Genomic DNA, 20413 nt, shown 5'->3' with positions numbered 1-20413 from the left:
TCTAGTCATTGTCTAGATAGGGAGTTCCCATGGCACCTTTGATCGTCCTACTCGTCTTCACAACTCTTGCCCGAGCGGTGGGGGCGCTGGGCGTCGGCTACGTCGCCTCCTGGCCCGCCGCCACGGCTGTGGGGCTGGCTGCCATGTTCATCGTGACCGGCGCCAGCCACTTCTTCCCTGCACGGCGGGCAGGGCTCATCGCCATCGTCCCACCGGCTCTCAAGCATCCCGCCGCGCTGGTCGCACTCACCGGCGTGCTCGAGCTGCTGGGTGCCGTCGCCCTTCTCGTTCCTCCCGAGGCGGGACAGCTGCGCGTGGCAGCAGCGCTCAGTCTGGCCGTGCTGCTGTTCGTGATGTTCCCCGCGAATGTCTACGCGTCACAAGCCCGTAGGTCTGAGCACTCACCCAACACGCCCCTGCCGCAGCGAACGGCGATGCAGTGCGTCTTCATCGCGGCGACACTCTTCGTGGCTCTGGCTTCATGACACGAGGACATCACGCCAACGCCGCTCTCACGCCCCGACACCGACTCAAGGTCGCCCGTCTCGTCGTCGACGACGGCTGGCCGATCAGTGAAGTCGCCGCGCGGTTCCAAGTGTCATGGCCGACCGTGAAGCGATGGGTCGACCGCTACCTGGTCGGCGAGTCCATGCAGGACCGGTCGTCGCGCCCGAGGACTTCGCCGAACAAGACCCCGAAGTCGGTGACGAAGCGCTGCGTGAGCCTTCGAATGCGACTGCGGGAAGGGCCCGTTCAGCTCGCTTCCCGACTCGACATCGCACCGTCCACCGTGCATCGCATCCTCACCACGGCGCGCCTGAACCGGTTGTCCTACGTGGACCGCGCCACCGGTGAGCCCGTCCGCCGGTACGAGCACCCTCACCCCGGGTCGCTGGTTCACGTGGACGTGAAGAAGGTCGGGAACATCCCTGACGGTGGCGGTTGGCGGTACGTCGGCCGCCGCCAAGGCGAGAAGAACCGCGCCGCCACGCCAGGCAAGCCGCGCAACCAGTACGGCGGCCCGAAACTCGGGTACGCGTTCGTCCACACCGTCATCGACGACCACTCCCGCGTCGCATACACCGAGGTCCACGACGACGAGACCGCCGTCACTGCCGTCGCCGTCCTTCGCCGGGCGGTGCAGTGGTTCGCCGGCCATGGCGTCACCATCGAGCGGGTGCTGTCGGACAACGGTGGGGCGTACCGCTCGCACCTGTGGCGCGACACCTGCCATGGCCTGTCGATCACGCCGAAACGGACCCGCCCGTACCGCCCGCAGACCAATGGGAAGGTGGAGCGCTTCCACCGGACGATGGCCGACGGGTGGGCCTACGCCCGCTGCTACACCAGCGAGCAAGAACGCCGCGACGCGCTCGAGCCGTGGCTGGGGCACTACAACGAAGTGCGACCGCATACCGCGTGCGGTAACCAGCCGCCACTCACCAAACTCAGAGCGGCTGGATACTCTTCGGTGGCTTCGACGCCCACGCCGGGCGGCTCCTCGGTGAAGAACTCGGGGTCCGAGTAGGGAAGGATCGTCCAGTGGAGATCCTCCGCCGAGTCGATCCGGCTAGGAACGGAGGCGTCTTGTTGGCGGGTGTGGTCCTGGATCAGATGCATCTGAACTACCTTGGCCGCTCGACGAATCTGCTCCACGATCCCCCCGGCGGGTATGTCCAGCGGCGAGGAGATCCGGTCGGCTGCACGGTCGACATAGAAGCCAGCCTGCTTGTCGAGGTTCCGCTGCCGCGCCAACCCATGGAACGTCTCCAAGTCCGGCAACTGGTAGTACTCGATCCGACGGTCTGGGTCCCAGAAGCCACCCAGACCTGACGCAAACTGCTCCGCCACCTGGAGCTTTTCTGCATGTGGTGCGCGGGTGGTGCGTAGGCCGTCCGGAACCCGAACCAGGCCAGGTTCGTGAGGCTGCACCCCGTAGAGGCTCAAAGGTGCACTCCACTCCCACTCGGCGGCCTCGTAAAGCCAGCGTGCCTTCGCCACTTCCTCCATCGCGAGCACCAGGAGCGCCTGAGCCCGGCCGGCACTGCCCCGGTCCGCCAGGGCGTGGGCATCCTCCACAAGCGCCACCGCGTTCGCCATCAGGGACTTCCACCATCGGCGCGCGAAGTCTGCGCTGACCTCTTCAACCTGCGGCTCGCCCATGCAGCGAGTATCTCGCGTCACCGGCCGATCCTCGATCAACGTCTCCGGTCAGTACAACTAGACAGCCCGGTGTTCGCCTGCCGGATAGGGCAACGGAGTCAGAGTTCGACGACCGCCAGGGGGTCCATCGTGGGCTGCTCCGAACCGCCGGCGGGTTCCTGGGTCACTCCTACCAGCGCCCCGCCGTCGAACTGCTGGGCGTCGACGACGACCGGCTGATCCGTCAGGAAGCCGACGCTGTGCGCTCCAGCGTCGTCGATGAGCCACAGCTGCAGCACCTGGTCGTCGGGCACCTGCGTGTCTCCGTGCGGACGCACCTGGAACACCTGCTCTTCGATCGACCAGGCGACCGTCATGCCGCCGTCGGCGCCCATGTCCACCGTGTCGGTCCGCACGTCCGGGGCTCCCAGCAGCCGCTCCGTGCGCTGCAGCTCCTGCTGGGACTGCGCCAACGAGTCATCGAGGTCCCTCTGCTGCCCCGTCACATGGAGCAGCGCACCGCCCAGGCCCACGACCGCGATGAGTGCGGCGGCAGCGGAGACTCCCGCGACCGCTCGACACGTCCGACGGGACGCGCGCACCTTCTCGAGAGACACGGGTTCCTCGACAACTTGCTCAGCACGGCCGTCGGATCCGGTGCCCGTCTCCCGCGGGATCGCGAGGATCGCGGCGGTCGCCTCCGCACTCACCTCCAGCGGCTCGTCGGTCTCCGCGATCCCCGCCACCGAGTCCTCATACTCCGCGACGGACCGGCGGAAGGAGGGCACGCGATCCCCACGGATCCCACGAGGACCGCCGCTCCCTCCACCAGCAGGAATCCTCGCCTGCCCGGCCGGTCCCCCTGCACCCCGCGCCCGAGGCCGTGGTCACCCATGCGTGCCGGTCCCCGCGTGCTGCCGGGCCCCGCGCTGCGCAGCAGCAGTGCGTAGGCGAGCGCACCCAGCACGGCCCCCAGAGCCGCGGCGAGGACGTCCCGGGCTCCGGCCTCGGGGCGGAGGGCGACGAGGAGGGTGAGGACGGCCTCGGCGGCGGTGAAGGTGAGCAGAGCGGTCCGGGGCCGGGTGCGCAGGAGGAGGCCCCCGAGTCCGCCGATGCCCAGCCCGGCGACGCCCACGGTGAGGACGAGGACCAGCTTGTCCGCCTCGCCGAACAGCGCGATCGCGAGCTTCACGAGGTCGGTGGGCAGGACGCGGATGACGAGCAGGCCCACCGCGGTGAGCGGAGAGGTCGACGCGCCCAGGAGGCGGGCGAGCGCGTCCGCCGTGCCCAGGAGGACGAGGGTGGCGATGAGGCCGGCGATGAAGGCTCGGGGGCGGGGCAGGGTGGCGGGGCGCGGTTCCATGTGTGGGGTTCGGAGCGGCACGGCGATCGGATGACCCCGCTAGGCTTCGACCATGGCGCTCCTGATTCCCGAAGAACCGGATTTCGAGTCCTCGCAGGCCGAACGCGTCGTGTGGGAGGCGCTCGCGGCGCAGCTGCCGGACGACGCCGTCCTGCTCCACGGCCAGCGGCTCACCGACGACCGGAACGACGTCGAGATCGACCTGCTGATCCTGTGGCCGGGCCTGGGCGCTGTCGTCCTGGAGGTCAAGGGCGGAGTCGTGGGCGTCGAGAACGGGGAGTGGTACACCTCCGGGGCGCAGGGGAGGAACTGGCTGAAGCGGTCGCCGCTGGAGCAGGCGATGGTCGGGAAGCACACGCTGTACACGTACCTGCGCAGCCGGCTGTCCACGGTCCTCACCCCTGTCGTCTACGCGGCCGCGCTCCCCTTCTCCACGATCCCCCGCGACTGGGACGTCCCGGACGCGCCGCGGGAGCTGCTGTTCGACGGCGGCCAGGTGGACCGGTTGGCCGACGGACTCGCGACCCTCCTGCGCAAGAGCTACGACCCGGACCGGGACAACCTGTTCGTCCCCGTCGACCCCACCGTCCGCACCCTGCGGCGCACGTACGAGGCGATGCAGAACATCCCGCAGTGGGCGCGGCAGATCGAGCAGACGGGCGACACGCTCGCGATGGAGCAGGAGCGGCTGCTGCGGGTGCTGCGCCACCACGCCCGCGCGCAGATCAGCGGCGGCGCGGGCAGCGGGAAGACGCATCTGGCGCTCATGAAGGCCCGCTCGCTGGTGAAGGAGGGGAAGAAGGTCGCGCTCATGTGCTATTCGCGCGGCCTGGGCCGCTACCTGCAGCTGGCGGTCGCCCAGTGGCCGCACGACGAGCGGCCCGCCTTCACGGGCCTCTTCCACGACCTGCCGCTCAGCTGGGGTGCAGAGCCCGGCTCCGACGACGACTCCGCCTACTGGGAGGTCACCCTCCCCACGCAGCTCAAGCGGCTGGCGGACGACCGGCCGCGCCGCGAGCTGTTCGACGCGATCGTCATCGACGAGGGGCAGGACTTCTCGTCCCTGTGGTGGGAGGCCGTCCAGTCGTGCCTGCGCAATCAGGTCGAGGGCACCCTCTACGCGTTCACGGACGAGCAGCAGCGCCTGTTCCCCCGCGAGGGCGTCGTCCCCATCGAGCTGAGTCCGTTCCAACTGGACGAGAACCTGCGCAACTCCCAGCAGATCGCGGATGTGCTGGCCGACCTGTCGACGGAGGAGGCGATCGTCCGCAACGACCCCGCCTTCGAGGTCGACTGGATCGACTGCGATGCGGCGGACGCGATCACCGTCGCGGACGACGCGGTCGAGCAGCTCATGGACGAGGGCTGGGAGCCCGGCGACATCGCGCTGCTGACGACCGGGCGCAGGCACCCGGAGCACAAGAACACGGTCGACAGCAGCGGATACGACGTGTACTGGGAGCAGTTCTTCGCCCGCGAGGATGTCTTCTACGGCCACGTCCTGGGTTTCAAGGGCCTCGAGCGGCCGGCCGTCGTCCTGTGCGTCAACGGGATCCGCGACGAGGACCGCGCCCCGAAGATGCTCTACACCGGCGTCTCGCGGGCCTCCACGAAGCTGGTCGTCGTGGGCAGCTCGGAGGAGATGGCGCGGCTGGGAGGGCAGGGGACCTCAGCGGAGGGGTGAGACGGCCCGGCACGGCAGGCGAGCCGCCTCATACAGTGGTCCTATGACCGTGAACATCGCCGTTCTGCCCACGTCCACCCCGGAGATGGACGCCGCCGCCGAGGCCGCTGGCGCCGTCCGCACGGATCTCGCCCAGGCCGATGGCCTGGTCTGGACGGGGAGCCCCACGTCGTTCCCGGACGAACTTCCGGACCGCGTCCGCTGGGTGCAGCTGCCGTCGGCCGGGGTGGAGCGGTGGTTCGCGACCGGCCGGATCGATGACCGCCGCACATGGACGTCCGCGGTGGGCGCCTACTCCGACGACGTGGCGGAGCATGCCGTCGCGCTGCTCCTGGGGTCACTGCGCCTGTTCCCCCGGTTCGCGCGCACGTCGACGTGGGAGAAGAAGGAGACGTGGTCGGTCATGCGCTCGTTGCGCGGCCGGACGGTCGCGATCGTGGGCGCGGGCTCGATCGGCCGCGCGATCATCCCTCTGCTCACCGCGCACAGGGCATCCGTCATCGCGGTCAACCGCAGCGGCTACCCCGTCGAAGGGGCGGCGGAGACCCACACGTCGGAGGCTCTGGACGAGGTGCTGCGGCGCGCAGACGACGCGATCGTCGCCGGAGCCTCGACGCAGCGCACACGCCACCTCATCGGCGCGGACCAGATCGCGGCTTTGGGGCCGGACGGCGTGCTCGTCAACATCGCCCGCGGCGACCTGGTCGACACGGACGCCCTGGTCGCCGCTCTGCGGGACGGCGGGCTGTTCGCGGCGGGCCTGGACGTGTTCGAGGAGGAGCCGCTGCCGGACGGTCACCCGCTGTGGTCGCTGGACAACGCGCTGCTGACCCCGCACGTCGCGAATCCCCTGAATAGCCTCCACGCGAACCTGGCCCGGCACGTCGAGCACAATATCCGCGCGTTCGCCGCCGGTGAGCCGCTCAACGCGGTCATCGACCTGGAGAAGCAGTACTGAGTGTTGAGGCTCGCTGACTCCTGCAGCCGTGCACTGGACCGCGAGGTCTTCTCATAGAGCCCGCCTCGACCCCGCCCGCACCGCCTCTGACCGGCACCTCTACAGTCGACCCCATGTCGAAGGCCCAACTGCAGCTCACGTTCATGCTCGTCCTCACGTTCTCGACGGGCATCGTCGATGCGGTGGGCTATCTGGGCTACGACAAGGTCTTCACCGGCAACATGACCGGCAACGTCGTGATCCTGGGCATGGGCCTGGCCGGCGCACCCGGCATTCCCGTCCTGCGTCCCGCACTCGCGTTCGCGGGCTTCCTGGTGGGGGCGGTGATCGCCGGCCGCATCCTCAAGCCCACTCCCAAGGGCGAATGGTCCGGCCGCACGACCGGTGTCATGGGCGCCGTCGCGATCGGCTGCCTCGCCCTCGCCGGTCTCGTCCTGCTCGAGGATCCCACGCAGAACCACCTGGTCGGCACGATCACGACGTCCGTCCTCGCCCTCGTCATGGGGATGCAGGCCGCGGCGGCGCGCAAGATCGGGGTCGCGGACGTCACGACCGTCGTCGTCACGTCGACCATCGTGGGCCTGGCCTCCGAATCACGGCTGGCCGGCGGCAGCGGCGACAAGTGGCCCCGCCGAGTCCTCGCCATCCTCGGCATCCTCATCGGCGCACTCGTGGGCGCACTGACCCTGCAGGTCAACCTCTGGCTGGGCGTGCTGCTGACCGCCGTCATCATCGGTGCGGTCACCGTGGCGGGCCACCTCACGCGACACCGCGCCTGAAACTCACCCGTTCCCGAGGCCGCCGCAGGTCCCGCGGACGCCTCCCAGCCGGGTTTGGAGCCGCAGTCCTCTGCCTGAACGGGACTCACCGCCCGGCGGCGTACCCCTGCGCACCGCGCGGATTCGCGCCCGCGGTCAGAAGACCGGACTCCGCGTCACGGGTCACGCACGACAGCCGGCCCAGCGCCCACTCACCCGCGCGTGTGACCCGGTGGCCGCGCGCTTCCAGACCCGCGATGACGTCCTCGCCCAGTCGGTCCTCGACCATGACACCGGCCGGATTCCACGTGCGCGGCCAGAACGAGCCGACCATCGACGTCGTGTGGAACGCGGGCGCGTCGATCGCCTGCTGCGGCTCGTAGCCGCCCACCAGCAGGCGCAGCACCAGGAGCAGCTGCCACTGGTCCTGCTGGTCGCCGCCCGGGGTTCCCAGCGCGATGACCGGCTTCCCGTCCTTGAGGATGAGCGTGGGTGACAGCGTGGTCCGCGGACGCGCGCCCGGAGTCAGCGACTGTCCCGACGCCTCATCCAGCCATGTCATCTGCAGGCGCGTGCCCAGGCAGAAGCCCAGGCCGGGGACCGCGGGCGAAGACTGCAGCCAGCCGCCGGACGGTGTCGCCGCGATCATGTTCCCCCACCGGTCCACGACGTCGATGTGGCACGTGTCGCCGCGGACCGCGCCGCTGTCGTCCGCGCCGGCCTCCGCCTCCGTCACTGCGAACATGTGACCGGACCCGCCCGCGAACGCCTTCGCCACCTGCGCCGCGCTGTCCGAGGCCGCCGGCCCCGAGGCCCCGGGCACCGTCGGCTCCCCGCCACCGGCGGCCGCCGTGTCACCGCCGAAGCGGGCGACGAACTCCTCCGCCGTCACAAGCGGCGGCCGGTGCCCGTCCCGCCCGCCGGCGGCGCCGGGGCGGAACTCCGCCGAGGCCGTCTCCCCGATGAGTGCCCGCCGCTGCGCGATGTACTCGTCGGAGAGCAGCGAGTCGAGGTCCAGGTCGTTGTCGCCGAAGTGGACGTCGCGGTCCGCGAGCGCCAGCTTGAGCGCCTCGATGATCGTGTGGGCGCCCAGCTCCGTCGACGGGTCCAGACGGTCGTCGTCGAACCCGTCGAGGATGCGCAGGGCTTCGAGGAGCACCGGCCCCTGGCTCCAGGCTCCCACCTTCGCGATCGTGTATCCGCGGAACTCGATCGTCGCGGCATCCTCGAACTGCGCCGTCGAGGTCGCGAAGTCGTCGACCGTGAGGACACCCGCGTAGTCGCCGCCGTCGGAGTGCCGGTGCGGGGTGCGGATGAATTCCGTGCTCAGCTGCGCGACGCGGCCGGTGTGCCACTCCTCGCGGGCCGCGAGGATCCGCTCCTCGCGGTGCTCCGCCTCTGCGCCGGCCTCGATGAGGTCGCGCAGTACTTGGGCGTACTCGGGGTTGCGGACGATCTGTCCGGCTGCCGGCACCTCGCCGTCCGGCATCCAGAGTGCCGCGCTGGAGGGCCAGTGCTGAGTGAAGAGATCTTGAACGGCGGCGATCTGCGCACATGTGCGTGCCAGGATCGGGTGCCCGTCCTCCGCATAGTCGATCGCGTATGCCAGGACGTCCGCCAGCTCCCACGTGCCGTGCTCCTGGAGGAGCAGCAGCCAGGCATCGACAGCGGCGGGCACCGCGGCGGCGAGCGCGCCGGCGCCGGGGACCAGGTCGAGCCCCAGCGCGCGATAGTGCTCGATCGTCGCTCCCTGCGGCGCCGCGCCCTGCCCCATCATGACGACGGGCCGGTCCGGGTCCTCCGCAGTCGCGAAGAGACCTGTCATGTCGCCGGCGGGGCCGTTGAGATGAGGCTCGACCACGTGGAGGACGAACGCCCCCGCAGTCGCCGCATCGAACGCGTTGCCGCCGCGCTCCAGGACAGCCTGCGCCGTCGCGGTCGCGATCCAGTGAGTCGAGGCGGACATCCCGAAAGTGCCCTCGAGTGTCGGCCGGGTGGTGTGCTCATCGGGTGTGACGAAAGCGGTCATCGCGTCGTGCCCTCCTGGCATCGTCGGTGAAGGGAGTGGAGTCCTGCACCCCACCGTAGAGGACTCGACGAGCCCGTGGGCATACGACTGCGCCGTCGTCCACGGCCCGCGGGTGAACTCTGACTCAGAGTCCCCTGACCAGCAGGTTCGATCCGTCTGAGATTCACCTCACCACTGTTGATCGCCCCGAATCACCTCTGCCTACGCTCGAACCGACCGACACAGACGAGCAGAGGATGACAGCATGAATTCCACCGCACGGACGAAGACGACACAGACCATCACGACGTCGAAGACCACCGCGAAGGCGTGGACACTCCTCGCCGCTGGCGCGCTCGCCGTGTCCGGAGGGCTGGTCGCCGCCCCCGGCGCGGCCTCCGCCTCCGCCACGCCGCACCAGGCCGAGCACTCGGCCGCCACAGAGTCCGCCGACCCCGCGGAGGAAGTCGCCCAGGTCGCCTCCAGTGCCGATGCCGCGCAGGCCTTCCGCGACAAGTGGGAGGGCTCGTACATCGACGTCGACGGGTACTACGGCGCCCAGTGCTGGGACCTTGTGGCCCAGTACGCGATCGACAACGGGCTGCCCGCGCTGGCCACCGGCGACGGTGCGGCCGCGGGCATCTTCGAGAACTACGACACGAACGGCAACGCCCAGTACTGGGAGAAGCACGTCAACTCCACGACCGACCCGGATTCCGTGCCGAAGGCGGGCGATGTGCTGGTCTGGGATCGCAGCTGGGGCGGCGGATACGGCCACACGGCCGTGGTCCTCGAGGCGGACTGGAACAACGTCACCGTCCTGGAGCAGAACCCCGGCGCCGCCAACGTCTCGACCTACGACTACTCGGGGGTCATGGGCTGGCTCAGCATGAAGTGAGTCCCCGACTTCTGAGTCGGCGGGCACGCCCTGACGCTCCCGGTTCGCACCGGCCCCTCCCGACTGCCACGGAACGCAGTGGGGAGGGGTCGGTCGTTTCAGGTTCAGCCGGACCCTGCGGGAGCCTCCGGGTCCGGGTGATCCCGCACGGACGCGGGCGCGCGTCAGTCGATGACGCACTCCCCTGCCGGGCCGCTGATGACAGCGCGGACCCCGGGCTCCGGCGCCTGCGCGACGTCGACGGTCTCGCCCGTCAGTACACGGATCGCCTCACGGAGGACCTCCGGGTCCGGGCCGAAGAACTCGAGCCGCTCCAGCACGAGGACAGGGCCCGGCTCAAGTGAGGAGCCGCCCGTCGCTTCCGCCGAGGCCGCGGCCGGCTCCCGTGCCGCCTCACCTGCCGCATCCCGCGGCGTGGGCGGCACCTCCCGCAGCGTGTCCGCCGGGTGCTGCGAGGTGCCCCAGTCGATGAGGAACGGTTGCGCGCCCCCGTGCGCGAGCGGCGTTCGGCGCGTGAGTCGCCACTCGAGCAGTCCCCCGTCCGGGGTGTTCCGGCTCATGTCGAAGACCTGCCCGAAGTCCACCCCCGCCCGCTCTGCCGCGGCGACCGTCGCGTCCAGATCATCCGGATGGGCGGCCCAGCGCTGAGCGAGCATCCGCGTCACCCCCGGCAGCGACTGGGCAGCCAGGTCCGGGTCCTGCTGCGGGTCCGGGCCCAGGATCTCCAGGTACGTGAGGGGCGAACCGCTCCATCCGCGCGGCACCAGCGGCACGATGTGGTTCGCCGTTCCGCGGCCGGGGTGGCTGCCACCGGGCGTCGTCCGCACACCGGTGAGCTCCTCGAACTCCCGCACACCCGCGCCCAGGTCCGGCACCGCGACGACCAGGTGGTCGAACGTCCGGACCACTCCGGGAGCAGTCGCCAACGCACCGTCCGGGCGCACGGCCCCGCTGTCCGACACCCCACCCTCGGCGTTCACATCCGTCATCGTGTCCGCCTTTCAGATCTCGACGGCACCGTGAGGGGTCTCCAGCACCGCGTGCACCTGGCGCTCGGCGCCCTGCTCCACGTCCGTCCCGCCGGCACCCAGCACATCGAGCGCCGCCCGCAGACCGTCCGCGTCCGGGTGCGTGAGGGTGAGCGACTGGAGTCCCAGGACCGGCAGCGTGCGCGTCGCCGGATGCGTCGAGGTGCCCCAGTCGATGAGGAAGGGCTGGAGTCCCTCGAACGGCAGTCGATCCCGCATCGTGAGCCGCCACTCCAGCAGTTCGCCCTCCGGGGTGCGCCGCGACATGTCGCGCGCCTCGCCCACGTCCACACCGCGGGTCGCCGCGGCGTCCAGCACCCCGTCGAACCCGTCCGGGTGGATCGCCCACGTCTGCAGGCGCGCGGAGTCGACGCGGTCGACCTCCAGCGGTAGCGGGGTGCCGGGTGCGACCACCTGCTGCGGATCGGGCCCCAGGATCTCCAGGTAGGTCAGCGGGGCGGGGTCCGACCCCCATCCGGCAGGACGCAGTCCCACCAGGAAGTTCGCCGTCCCCTTCCCCACGTGCGCACCGCCGTAGACGGGCGTGACGCCGGTCGCCTCCGCGAAGCGCTTCACCCCGGCTTCCAGGTCCGGAACGACGTAGACGAGATGGTCCAGAGCAGTCGTGATCGCCATGATCCGACCCTACAGAACCCCCGCGTCCGCTCAGTCCTGGGCGACCCCCGGCGTCATGTCCGAGGCCCCGCCGGTCATCCCGCCGGACTCCTTCTTCTCAGACTTCTTCGAGTCCTTGCCGCCGGAGTCCTTCGACCCGCCGGAGTCCTTCGCGTCCTTCTTCCCGGAGTCCTCTTTGTCCGACTCCTTCTTCTCTTTCGGCGGGTTCACGTCGCGGTCGCCCTGCTGGATCTCCACCGCAGTCGATCGGATCTCCCCCAGCTTCGAGTAGAACGCGTCGCCCGGGCAGCTCGTCTGCCCCACGTCGCGGTGGCCGCTGACGGTGCGGATGCGGTCACCGGCGATCGTCGTCTTCGCATCCGCGGACGTACCGCTCTGCGACAGCTTCCACGCGATCGCGCCGGCGACCGCGTCGCGCGTCCTCGTGGGCGGCGCCTTCTTCTCGTACGTCCCCAGGACGGAGATGCCGAACGTCCCGGTGTTGTACCCCACCGCGTGCGCACCGACGACCGCCTTGCTGAGGCTGCCCGCGCGGCCCTCCCACAGTCGTCCGTACTTGTCCGCGAACATGTTGTAGCCCACGTCGTCCCAGCCGCGGCCCTCCACGTGGAAGGTGTGGATGCCGCGCAGGATCGCGGGCACGTCTTCTGCGTCGTAGTCGTTCGCACCCGCCGAGTGGTGGACGATCGCAGCCGTCGTCTCACCGGCCACATCGTGGTCCGTCGTCCCCAGCTTCTTGCTGGCGCCCCAGTCCTTGCGGGTGCGCACGTTCGGCTTCTCGACTTTCTTGACCTTCGCCGAGGTCGTCGTCGCTTCCCAGCCGCCGGCACCGCTGGCGCCCGAGGACTCACCGTCCGCCCCTGCGGTGACACTGCTCGTCCCACCCGAAACGGGGAACGACGCGTTCTGCACCGTCAGCCCGTCCACAGGTCCGTCCGTGGAGGGACCCTCATCTGCGCCGTCCTCGGCCCCTGTCTCCGGGGTCCCGGCACCGTCGTCGGTGCCCGCGTCCTCGTCCGTCTCCCCCTGCTCGGGGACGACGGGCTGGTTGTCGCGCACGGCCTCGGCGTCGGAATCGAGGGTTTTGGGATCGACCAGCAGCACCCGCGTGCCCGCGGGATCCCAGTCGTCGCCCAGGATCCGCACCTGCAGGCCCTGCGCACCGGTGACGTAGTAGGGGTCGGTGCCGGGCGTGCCGCCGTCGACCTCCTCCGCGTCGAGCCGGTCCCAGGCCGTCCACTCGCCGTCGACCTTCGTCCGCACCTCGAACTGCACGTCCGAGTGCGCGTCGTAGACGAGGCCCACGACCCCCGGGGCGTCCTCCGGCAGCGCCATCTCGTCGGAGAGGGCGGCGATCGTGATGCCGTCCTCCGTGGTCTGGGAGACAGACCCGGACGGCGGGGGCACGTCGACCTCGGCCTCCGCGGTCGACGGCGAGTCCTCGCCCGTCCCGCCGGGTCCGGTGACGCCGGAACCTTCCGCGCCCGAGGCCGCGCCCGGTCCCGTGCCCAGGTTCGCCGCCTGCGCGCCGCCGGTGGGCAGGCCACCGGATGCGTCACCGCCGGTCGTGCCGCCCACCTGCTGGGCGACAGACTGCGTGAAGCCCGTCGACAGCTGCGCCTGCGCAGCGGGCGCACGCAAGAGGGAAGGCACGTTGGTCGTGAGGGAGTCCGTCGTCGCCGTCGTCGACGTCGAGGAGCCACGAGCGCCGGGCAGCTGCAGTCCGGACTCGTCGATGCCCTGGAGCTGGGACTCGGTGGTCTCGGGGGCGTCCGAGGTCTCCGGCGCGCCCAGGGCGGTGCCCGGGGCGACGGTCAGGACAGTGAGCAGCGCGGTCGTCGAACCGACCAGCGCCGCGAGGGGTCGCGCATGCATGGGGAAGAACCTCTGTTCGTGGGGGAAGTGGCGCGCGATCCGTCGGTCAGGTCCGGCGATGCGCGCGTCGACTCACAGGGGTGCGTATGTGATTGTCAACGGACATGCTGGCACATCCGCGTGAACGGATCCGGGTGCGACGCGCGGTGCGCCCCAGTCGTGACCCGGCGGTGGCCGGGGCCGGACCGAATCCGCCCGCGGGGGTACGTGCGGCCCCCGCGGGCGAGTCGTCAGGACCGGACGCGGTCGTCAGGACCGGACGCGGTCGTCAGTCCCGTGTCTGCGCGTCCGCGTCCCGCTGCTCGGCCTGACGCGCCTCCGCCTGACGCGCCTCCGTCTCCTCGACGGTCTCCGTCAGTGCCCCGTCGCCCTTGCGACCCGCGGGCAGGTCCGCCCAGCCGCCGGCCGGGTCATCCGCGGGTCCGGGTGCCAGGGAGGTGACCTCGTGGGTCCCGTCCGGGTTCCGCGTGATCCGGTCGCCGTGGAGGGCGGCCTCCGTCTGGAGCGCCGCTTCGTCGGGCTCGTTGTAGGTCTGCGTTTCGCCGTAGCTCACCTGGGCGTCACCCAGCACCTTCCGAGCGCCCTCATTCACGGTGTCGATCGCATCGACTCCGCTGGAGTCGCCGGGCGCACCGTCTCCGCGGGGCTCCGTGTCGCGCGTGCGTGATTCGTCAGTCATGCTGACCTCCTTCATCGAGGGTGCTGGCGTCCCGGACCGTACCCGTGACATGGGCACTGCCCGCCGCCTGCCTCGACTGTAACGCGCGCCACAGTCACGGGCCACTGCTGCCGCCGACCACACTTCAGTTGACACGGCAAGCAATCGGTGGTGTGATCGTCTGCGTGATGACACGACCCGAGTCCCTGCTGTGCTGGCGCCGCCGGCACATCGACCACATGGTCGTCACGACAGCCACGTGTTGAGCTGATCTCTCCGAGCCCCCGGCTCATCTGCCGGTTTCCGGCATCCCCGCGCCCTGGGACCGCACACAGTCCCGCCCCGCGCACCCCACCGCGACGCGCGTCCCACCGCGACGCACGCGTGACATCGCACTCCGCACTGCAGACGAGAGAATCCGTGCCTTCTTCGCTGACCCCCTCCTCCCCTGCCCTGGGTCGCACCCTGCCCCCGCGCACCCTCCCCGCACGCGCCGTGCCCCGGCGCGCCGTGCTGGGCGGCGGTCTGGGCCTGGGCGCCCTCCTCACGCTGGTGGGGTGCACGCCCACGGACACGACACCGCTGCCCGCGGGCGATGAGCCCGTGCGCGGCGGCGTGCTGCGGTACTTCGAACCGCAGACGTGGACGACGCTCTTCCCTCCGCAGGCCGGCTTCTACCCCAACGGCGGCATCGTCAACAACATCACCGACCGGCTGCTGTACCAGGACGAGGAGACCCTCGAGCTGCACCCGTGGATCGCGGAGGAACTGCCGGAGGTCAACGCGGATGCCACGGAGTTCACCTTCCGGATCCGCACGGGCGTCACGTATTCGGACGGCTCCGCGCTGGATGCGGCGAACGTCGCGAAGAACTTCGACCTCTTCGGCCTGGGCGACAACGCCCGCGGCCTGCCGATCTCCGAGCAGATCACCAACTACGCCGGCAGCGAGGTCCTGGACGACCGCACCGTCCGCTTCCGCTTCGATGCGCCCGCGCCGGGCTTCCCGCAGGCGACCTCGACGATGAACGCGGGCCTCCTGTCGAACGCGACGCTCGACCTCGACTCGGAGGGCTTCGGCCCCGGACGGTCGACCGGCATCGCGACCTCGGGCCCCTTCTACATCGCAGACGAGGAGGTGGGCACCCGCCTGTCGATCCGCGCCCGTGAGGACTACGACTGGGCGCCGCCCCACTTCGAGCACCAGGGTCGCGCCCACCTGGACGGGCTGGACTACCTGGTGAACGCGGAGTACTCCGTGCGGATCGGCGCCCTGGTCTCCGGCCAGGCCGATGGCGTGCGCGACGTGCAGGCCCCGGACGAGGCCCGCGTCGTGGAGAAGGGCATCCAGCTGTTCGCACAGCCCACGAACGGCATCAACAACTGCATGACACTGCGCCAGCGCGACCCGATCCTCGAGGACGTCCAGGTGCGCCGCGCACTCACCGCCGCGATCGACCGCGAGCGCATCGTCAGCAAGCTCTTCACGGACAACTACCCCGTCGCCACCGGCATCCTGGCCCGCGGCGCCGCCGGCTACGTCGAAGCGCCCGGCGCGTGGGCGTTCGATCCCCAGGAGGCGAACCGCCTGTTGGACGAGGCCGGCTGGGCCCGCCCCGCGGACGGCGGCTACCGCGTCAAGGACGGCACCCGCCTGAGCGTGCGCGTGAACATTGCGCTCCCCCAGCCCCGGTCACGCGAGGTCCAGAGCCTCGTGCAGGAGGACCTCCGCCGCGTGGGCGTCCAGCTGCTCATCAACGAGGGCGACCAGGCGCAGCAGACGATCGACTCCGCGAACCTGGACCGCGTGCAGATCTACCACTCGATGGTGGCGCGCGCGGACTACGACGTCGTCGCCAGCCAGTGGTCGGTGAACAACCGCAACGCGTTCCTGAATGAGGACGCGGAGACCGGCGAGTGGGGCGACGAGGAGGTCGAGGAGATCCTCGCCCGCGTCACCGGCTCCGCCCGCGCGGAGGACCGCGAGGCCGCCGTCGCGGATCTGCAGGAGCACTTCATCGACCAGGCGCAGGTGATCCCGCTCTTCGAGGAGCCGCAGGTGTTCGGCTTCCGCCGCACCGTCCAGGGCTTCGCGACGGAGCCCGTGGGCCGCCCCCGCTTCTACGACGTCTGGCTGGCCGACGGGGACACCCGCGCCGAGGCCGCCGGTGAGACCCGCTCGACCGGCTCCACCCGCTCGGCTCGCACCACCGCCGCCGAGGCCGCCGGCACCACCACCCGCCAGGAGGCCTGAGCATGTCCCCCACCCTCCGCTACGTGGCCTCCCGGCTGGGGCAGGCGGTGCTCGTCCTGTTCCTGGCCTTCACCCTGGCCGCCGTGCTGCTCATGATCCTGCCCGGCGACGGCGTGCTGGCCCGCTTCGCGAACCCCGCGCTGGGCCTGTCCGCGGACCAGGTCGAGGCGATCCGCGACTCCTACGGCGCGGACGCCCCCTGGTACATCCAGTACTGGCAGTCGCTCGTGGGCTTCCTGCAGGGCGATTTCGGCTACTCCGTGAACTCGGGCGCGGCCGTGTCCACCCTCATCACGGCCGCCCTGCCGTCCACCGCGGTGCTGGCCCTGTGCGGCTTCGTCGCCGCGATCGTGCTGGCCGTCATCGTCACGGTGCTGGCCTCCTACGGCAGGCCCGCGTGGCTGGCCGCCGCGGTCGACTCCGCCCCCAGCCTCTTCGTGTCCGTGCCCGTCTTCTGGCTGGGCATCGTCATCATCCAGGTGCTCAGCTTCCAGCTGGGCTGGGTGAACGTCGTGGACCCCGGCCCGATCGAAGCCCTCATCCTCCCCACCCTGACGCTGGCCATCCCGCTGTCGGCTCCCCTCGCGCAGGTCCTCATCCGGTCCGTCGCCGAGGTCCGGACCCAGTCGTTCGTCCACGTCACCCGGGCGAAGGGGGCCTCCGAGGCATGGCTGCTGGTCAACTCCGTCATCCGCAACGCCTCACTGCCGGCGCTCACGATCGCGGGCCTGCTGTTCGGCGAGCTGGTGGCCGGCGCCGTCGTCACGGAGACCGTCTTCGGTCGCAACGGGCTGGGCAGCCTCACCGCGCAGGCGGTCGCGAACCGCGACAACCCGGTGCTGCTGGCGATCGTCGTCATCGCGACGATCGGCTTCGTCATCGTGAATCTCATCGTCGACCTGCTCTACCCATTGGTCGACCCGCGCCTGCGCCACCGGGGCCGCGTCGGCCGCGCCGCGCGCAAGCACCTCGAACCCGCCGGCGCGGCGAGCGCTGCGACCGGAACCTCGGCAGGCACGAGCCCAGCTGACAGCACCCAGACCGCCACGGCCTCAGCCAGCGCGACCACGGCGACCACGGCCTCGGCGGCCTCGAGCGGTCCGTCTTCAGCAGCAGGTGGCACAGCCTCGGCGCCCCGCACCTCGTCCACGAACGGAGACCCGGCATGAGCACGATCGATCTGACGAGCGCAGACGCTCCGGTCGCGCAGCCCGCGGAGGGACGCTCGGGACGCGGCCGCCGAGGCCATTCCACGGCACGCGACCTGCTGACACCGGGCACGATCATCGCGGCGGTGATCCTGGGGATCACGATTCTGTGGGCGCTGCTGCCGGGCCTCTTCACGGGGCATGATCCGGTGGACGGCGGGGACACTGCGGCGCTGCTGGCGCCGTCGGCGGAGCACTGGTTCGGGACGGACCAGATCGGGCGCGACGTGTACTCGCGCGTGGTCCACGGCGCCTCACGATCGCTGCTGGCCGCGCTCATCGCGGTGGGCGTGGGACTCATCGTGGGATCCGCGATCGGCCTCATCGCCGGGTCGCGCGGCGGCTGGCTGGGCGAGGTGCTCATGCGCATCGTCGACGTCCTCCTCTCGATCCCCGCACTGCTGCTGAGCCTCACGATCGTCATCGTCCTGGGCTTCGGCATCGTGAACGTCGCGATCGCCGTGGGAATCACCGCGATCGCGCAGTTCGCCCGCCTGTCCCGGTCGCAGGCCGTCACGATCATGCAGGCCGACTACGTGCAGGCAGCCTACGGATCCGGCGGCAGCTACTGGTCCGTGCTCATCCGGCACGTCGTGCCCAACGCGATCTCCGCGGTGCTGGCGCTGGCGGTGCTGCAGGTGGGCAGCGCGATCCTGCAGATCTCCACCCTGGGCTTCCTGGGCTACGGCGCGCCGGCACCCACCCCCGAGTGGGGCCTCATCATCGCCGAGGGCCGCAACTTCGTCGCCACCGCCTGGTGGCTCACCGTCCTCCCGGGCCTCATCGTCATGGCCGTCGTGGTCTCCACGCACCGCCTGGGCACCGCACTGCGAAAGGCAGCCGCATGAGCAGCGAGAAGAACACCGGCGCCGAGGCCCCGGTCCAGTCCAGCGCGGACGGCACCACCCCTGCGACCAGCGCAGGCGCAACCCCGGCGGCTGGCGCAGCCCCCGCATCGGGTGCTGACAGCACGCCCCAGCCCAAGCCGCGCGGTGTGGGTGTGGGCACGCCGCAGAAGTACCGCAGCCGGATCGGCACGGACTACTCGATCGATTACCCGGCTGTGTTCGCGGACCCGGAGGGAACCGCGGATGGGCAGGGGGCCTCGGTCGCGGGAACTGTCCTGCGCGTGCGCGACCTGGCCGTGTCCTACACGACGCGGTCCGGCGAGCCGGCCGCGGCGATCCGCGACGTCGACCTGGACATCCGGGCCGGCGGGATCACTGCGGTCGTGGGCGAGTCCGGATCCGGCAAGTCGACGACGGCGGGCGCGGTCATCGGGCTGCTCGCGTCGAACGCGCAGGTGACCAGTGGTGAGATCCGGCTGGGCGCCCACGGTGAGGACCCAGAGCTGGACCTTCGATCCCTCACGCCCGCGCAGTGGCAGCGGGTGCGCGGGGCGCGGATCGGGTACATCCCGCAGGATCCTGGCACGTCGCTCAACCCGCTCAAGACGGTGGGCGCGAACGTCGCCGAGTCGCTGCGGCTGCACACGTCACTGACTTCGGCGCAGCGCCGGGAGCGGGTGCACCAGCTGCTGGATCGCGTGGGGATCGACCGGCCGCAGATGCGGGCGCAGCAGTACCCGCACGAGCTGTCCGGCGGCATGCGCCAGCGCGCGCTCATCGCGGCGGCGATCAGTCTGGATCCGCAGCTTCTCATTGCGGATGAGCCGACCTCGGCGCTGGATGTGACGGTGCAGAAGCGGATCCTCGATCTGCTGGACGACCTGCGCCGCGAGGCGAACACCGGCATCCTCTTCATCACGCACGACCTGGCCGTCGCCGCCGAGCGCGCCGACGACCTCGTCGTGGTCCGCGGCGGCATCGTCGAGGAGCGCGGCCCGGCCCAGCTGCTGCTGAGCCGTCCGGAGAGCGCGTACACCCGCCGCCTCCTGGCCGATGCGCCGTCGATGCAGGCCCTCACCGGTCTGACGGACGGGGCTGAGGCCTCGACAGCGGCTTCGACGTCGGCACCGGCGTCCGACTCGGAGGCTGCAACACAGGCGCCCCTCGTCGAGGTGCGCGGCCTCACCCAGGTCTTCGCCCGCGTCCCGCGAGAGGAGACGCAGGACGGGGAGCCGGGTACGACCTCGGGAGCAGGTGCTGTCTCGGAAACCGGCGCGGCTTCAGGAACAGTCGCGTCCGCCGAGGCCGGGGGCACCCAGTCGGCGATCATCGGCATCGAGGACGTGACCTTCAGCGTCCCCGCGGGGACGACGCTGGGACTGGTGGGCGAGTCCGGGTCGGGGAAGTCGACGATCGGGCGAGCGCTCGCGGGCTTCTCCGCGCCGCAGTCCGGGACGATCCGCGTGGGCGACTTCCAGGCGGAGAGCCTCACGAAGCGGCAGCTGCGCGAGTACCGGCGGACGGTGCAGCTGGTGCACCAGAACCCGGCGAGCGCGCTGGATCCCGTCCACACGGTGGGGGCGTCGATCGCGGAGCCTCTGCGGAACTTCCGCATCGGCACGAAGGCCGAGCGCATGGAGCTGGTCGCGCAGGCCATGGAGCGGGTGGCGCTGGATCCGGGGCTGGCGTCGCGCAGGCCGCGGGAGCTGTCCGGTGGGCAGCTGCAGCGGATCGCGATCGCCCGGGCGCTGGTGATCGAGCCGCGGCTGGTCGTGTTCGATGAGGCGGTCTCGGCGCTCGACGTGACGGTGCAGGCGCAGATCCTCGAGCTCATCCAGCGGCTGCAGGAGGAGCTGGGGCTCACGTACGTGTTCATCTCGCACGACTTGGCGGTGGTGCGGCAGATCGCGCACTCGGTGACGGTCCTGTCGCAGGGCCACCAGGTGGAGACCGGGCTGGTCGAGCAGGTGTTCGCCAGGCCCGAGAATCCGTACACGCAGCGACTGCTGGCCGCGATCCCGCGCCCGCTGGACACCCAGGTGCTGGACCTGCAGGCACTGTCGATCTGACTCTCGATCTGATCATGCAGTGCGTGC

At 70.8% G+C, this 20413-nt stretch carries 17 protein-coding genes and 1 pseudogene; 10 read left to right on the top strand and 8 right to left on the bottom strand.

What is annotated here, in order from left to right; all coding sequences use genetic code 11:
• Window positions 1-29: 29 nt before the first annotated feature.
• Complete coding sequence (locus HGBR_RS06360) at window positions 30-485, top strand: DoxX family protein (protein WP_026077386.1); 456 nt, start codon at window positions 30-32, stop codon at window positions 483-485.
• Window positions 482-1528 carry an IS481-like element ISKrh1 family transposase gene (locus HGBR_RS19410; RefSeq protein ID WP_083882766.1) on the top strand — a complete coding sequence of 349 codons (1047 nt, stop codon included), beginning with the start codon at window positions 482-484 and terminating at the stop codon, window positions 1526-1528. The genes HGBR_RS06360 and HGBR_RS19410 overlap by 4 nt, the downstream gene beginning before the upstream one ends.
• A gap of 107 nt (window positions 1529-1635) precedes the next feature.
• Here HGBR_RS19410 and HGBR_RS20725 read toward each other — a convergent pair.
• The 3 genes and pseudogenes from HGBR_RS20725 to HGBR_RS20175 all read right to left on the bottom strand — a co-directional run.
• Window positions 1636-2163 (bottom strand): annotated as a pseudogene (locus HGBR_RS20725) (AbiV family abortive infection protein); the annotation flags it as partial.
• 98 nt (window positions 2164-2261) lie between these two features.
• The gene (locus HGBR_RS06345; RefSeq protein WP_161601850.1) at window positions 2262-2930 is read right to left on the bottom strand and encodes an anti-sigma factor; all 669 of its coding nucleotides are present in this window, start codon (window positions 2928-2930) and stop codon (window positions 2262-2264) included.
• A complete protein-coding gene (locus HGBR_RS20175; RefSeq protein ID WP_019158494.1) occupies window positions 2849-3505 on the bottom strand; it encodes a hypothetical protein in 657 nt (218 codons plus the stop codon). The genes HGBR_RS06345 and HGBR_RS20175 overlap by 82 nt, the downstream gene beginning before the upstream one ends.
• Window positions 3506-3557: 52 nt before the next feature.
• Here HGBR_RS20175 and HGBR_RS06335 point away from each other — a divergent pair, with 52 nt between their 5' ends.
• The 3 genes from HGBR_RS06335 to HGBR_RS06325 all read left to right on the top strand — a co-directional run bounded on the left by HGBR_RS06335 (window position 3558) and on the right by HGBR_RS06325 (window position 6926).
• A complete protein-coding gene (locus tag HGBR_RS06335; RefSeq protein ID WP_019158493.1) occupies window positions 3558-5189 on the top strand; it encodes a nuclease-related domain-containing DEAD/DEAH box helicase in 1632 nt (543 codons plus the stop codon).
• Between the two features lie 43 nt (window positions 5190-5232).
• A complete protein-coding gene (locus tag HGBR_RS06330; RefSeq protein WP_019158492.1) occupies window positions 5233-6147 on the top strand; it encodes a D-isomer specific 2-hydroxyacid dehydrogenase family protein in 915 nt (304 codons plus the stop codon).
• A gap of 113 nt (window positions 6148-6260) precedes the next feature.
• Window positions 6261-6926 (top strand): YoaK family protein, encoded by a 666-nt coding sequence (locus HGBR_RS06325; protein WP_019158491.1) that lies wholly within the window; start codon window positions 6261-6263, stop codon window positions 6924-6926.
• A gap of 85 nt (window positions 6927-7011) precedes the next feature.
• Here the strand turns inward: HGBR_RS06325 and HGBR_RS06320 are convergent, their stop codons facing one another.
• Entirely contained in the window at window positions 7012-8934 is a 1923-nt protein-coding gene (locus tag HGBR_RS06320; RefSeq protein ID WP_019158490.1) for a gamma-glutamyltransferase family protein, read from the bottom strand.
• 244 nt (window positions 8935-9178) lie between these two features.
• Between HGBR_RS06320 and HGBR_RS18730 the strand changes: the two genes are divergently transcribed.
• Window positions 9179-9811, top strand: coding sequence for a CHAP domain-containing protein (locus tag HGBR_RS18730; RefSeq protein WP_019158489.1), 633 nt, complete (start codon window positions 9179-9181; stop codon window positions 9809-9811).
• A 164-nt stretch (window positions 9812-9975) separates the two neighbouring features.
• Here the strand turns inward: HGBR_RS18730 and HGBR_RS16730 are convergent, their stop codons facing one another.
• The 4 genes from HGBR_RS16730 to HGBR_RS06295 all read right to left on the bottom strand — a co-directional run bounded on the left by HGBR_RS16730 (window position 9976) and on the right by HGBR_RS06295 (window position 14029).
• Window positions 9976-10800, bottom strand: coding sequence for a VOC family protein (locus tag HGBR_RS16730; RefSeq protein WP_019158488.1), 825 nt, complete (start codon window positions 10798-10800; stop codon window positions 9976-9978).
• A 12-nt stretch (window positions 10801-10812) separates the two neighbouring features.
• The gene (locus tag HGBR_RS06305) at window positions 10813-11475 is read right to left on the bottom strand and encodes a VOC family protein (protein WP_019158487.1); all 663 of its coding nucleotides are present in this window, start codon (window positions 11473-11475) and stop codon (window positions 10813-10815) included.
• A 30-nt stretch (window positions 11476-11505) separates the two neighbouring features.
• Window positions 11506-13350 (bottom strand): N-acetylmuramoyl-L-alanine amidase, encoded by a 1845-nt coding sequence (locus tag HGBR_RS16725; RefSeq protein WP_019158486.1) that lies wholly within the window; start codon window positions 13348-13350, stop codon window positions 11506-11508.
• A 268-nt stretch (window positions 13351-13618) separates the two neighbouring features.
• On the bottom strand, window positions 13619-14029 hold the full coding sequence (locus tag HGBR_RS06295; protein WP_019158485.1) for a hypothetical protein: 411 nt from the start codon (window positions 14027-14029) through the stop codon (window positions 13619-13621).
• 399 nt (window positions 14030-14428) lie between these two features.
• Here HGBR_RS06295 and HGBR_RS06290 point away from each other — a divergent pair, with 399 nt between their 5' ends.
• Genes HGBR_RS06290 through HGBR_RS16720 form a run of 4 tightly spaced genes read left to right on the top strand, consistent with a single transcriptional unit; the run spans window position 14429 to window position 20386 of the window.
• Window positions 14429-16261, top strand: a complete 1833-nt coding sequence (locus tag HGBR_RS06290) for a TIGR04028 family ABC transporter substrate-binding protein (protein ID WP_019158484.1) — start codon at window positions 14429-14431, stop codon at window positions 16259-16261.
• Window positions 16262-16263: 2 nt separating this feature from the next.
• Entirely contained in the window at window positions 16264-17430 is a 1167-nt protein-coding gene (locus tag HGBR_RS06285; RefSeq protein WP_019158483.1) for an ABC transporter permease, read from the top strand.
• Window positions 17427-18317 carry an ABC transporter permease gene (locus HGBR_RS06280; protein WP_019158482.1) on the top strand — a complete coding sequence of 297 codons (891 nt, stop codon included), beginning with the start codon at window positions 17427-17429 and terminating at the stop codon, window positions 18315-18317. Before HGBR_RS06285 ends, HGBR_RS06280 begins: the two co-directional genes overlap by 4 nt.
• On the top strand, window positions 18314-20386 hold the full coding sequence (locus HGBR_RS16720) for a dipeptide ABC transporter ATP-binding protein (protein ID WP_083882765.1): 2073 nt from the start codon (window positions 18314-18316) through the stop codon (window positions 20384-20386). The genes HGBR_RS06280 and HGBR_RS16720 overlap by 4 nt, the downstream gene beginning before the upstream one ends.
• The last annotated feature ends 27 nt before the right edge of the window (window positions 20387-20413 follow it).

The organism is Brevibacterium senegalense (assembly GCF_000285835.1).
Classification (GTDB): Bacteria; Actinomycetota; Actinomycetes; order Actinomycetales; family Brevibacteriaceae; genus Brevibacterium; species Brevibacterium senegalense.
The sequence above is the reverse complement of the archived record's forward strand: the minus strand, read 5'-3'. Positions and strand labels throughout refer to the sequence as shown.

Bases quoted from the DNA above. Each gene is read 5' to 3' on its own strand.
- HGBR_RS06360 (WP_026077386.1), top strand. From the start codon at position 30: ATGGCACCTTTGATCGTCCTACTCGTCTTCACAACTCTTGCCCGAGCG.
- HGBR_RS19410 (WP_083882766.1), top strand. From the start codon at position 482: ATGACACGAGGACATCACGCCAACGCCGCTCTCACGCCCCGACACCGA.
- HGBR_RS20175 (WP_019158494.1), bottom strand. From the start codon at position 3,505: ATGGAACCGCGCCCCGCCACCCTGCCCCGCCCCCGAGCCTTCATCGCC.
- HGBR_RS06335 (WP_019158493.1), top strand. From the start codon at position 3,558: ATGGCGCTCCTGATTCCCGAAGAACCGGATTTCGAGTCCTCGCAGGCC.
- HGBR_RS06330 (WP_019158492.1), top strand. From the start codon at position 5,233: ATGACCGTGAACATCGCCGTTCTGCCCACGTCCACCCCGGAGATGGAC.
- HGBR_RS06325 (WP_019158491.1), top strand. From the start codon at position 6,261: ATGTCGAAGGCCCAACTGCAGCTCACGTTCATGCTCGTCCTCACGTTC.
- HGBR_RS06320 (WP_019158490.1), bottom strand. From the start codon at position 8,934: ATGACCGCTTTCGTCACACCCGATGAGCACACCACCCGGCCGACACTC.
- HGBR_RS18730 (WP_019158489.1), top strand. From the start codon at position 9,179: ATGAATTCCACCGCACGGACGAAGACGACACAGACCATCACGACGTCG.
- HGBR_RS16730 (WP_019158488.1), bottom strand. From the start codon at position 10,800: ATGACGGATGTGAACGCCGAGGGTGGGGTGTCGGACAGCGGGGCCGTG.
- HGBR_RS06305 (WP_019158487.1), bottom strand. From the start codon at position 11,475: ATGGCGATCACGACTGCTCTGGACCATCTCGTCTACGTCGTTCCGGAC.
- HGBR_RS16725 (WP_019158486.1), bottom strand. From the start codon at position 13,350: ATGCATGCGCGACCCCTCGCGGCGCTGGTCGGTTCGACGACCGCGCTG.
- HGBR_RS06295 (WP_019158485.1), bottom strand. From the start codon at position 14,029: ATGACTGACGAATCACGCACGCGCGACACGGAGCCCCGCGGAGACGGT.
- HGBR_RS06285 (WP_019158483.1), top strand. From the start codon at position 16,264: ATGTCCCCCACCCTCCGCTACGTGGCCTCCCGGCTGGGGCAGGCGGTG.
- HGBR_RS06280 (WP_019158482.1), top strand. From the start codon at position 17,427: ATGAGCACGATCGATCTGACGAGCGCAGACGCTCCGGTCGCGCAGCCC.
- HGBR_RS16720 (WP_083882765.1), top strand. From the start codon at position 18,314: ATGAGCAGCGAGAAGAACACCGGCGCCGAGGCCCCGGTCCAGTCCAGC.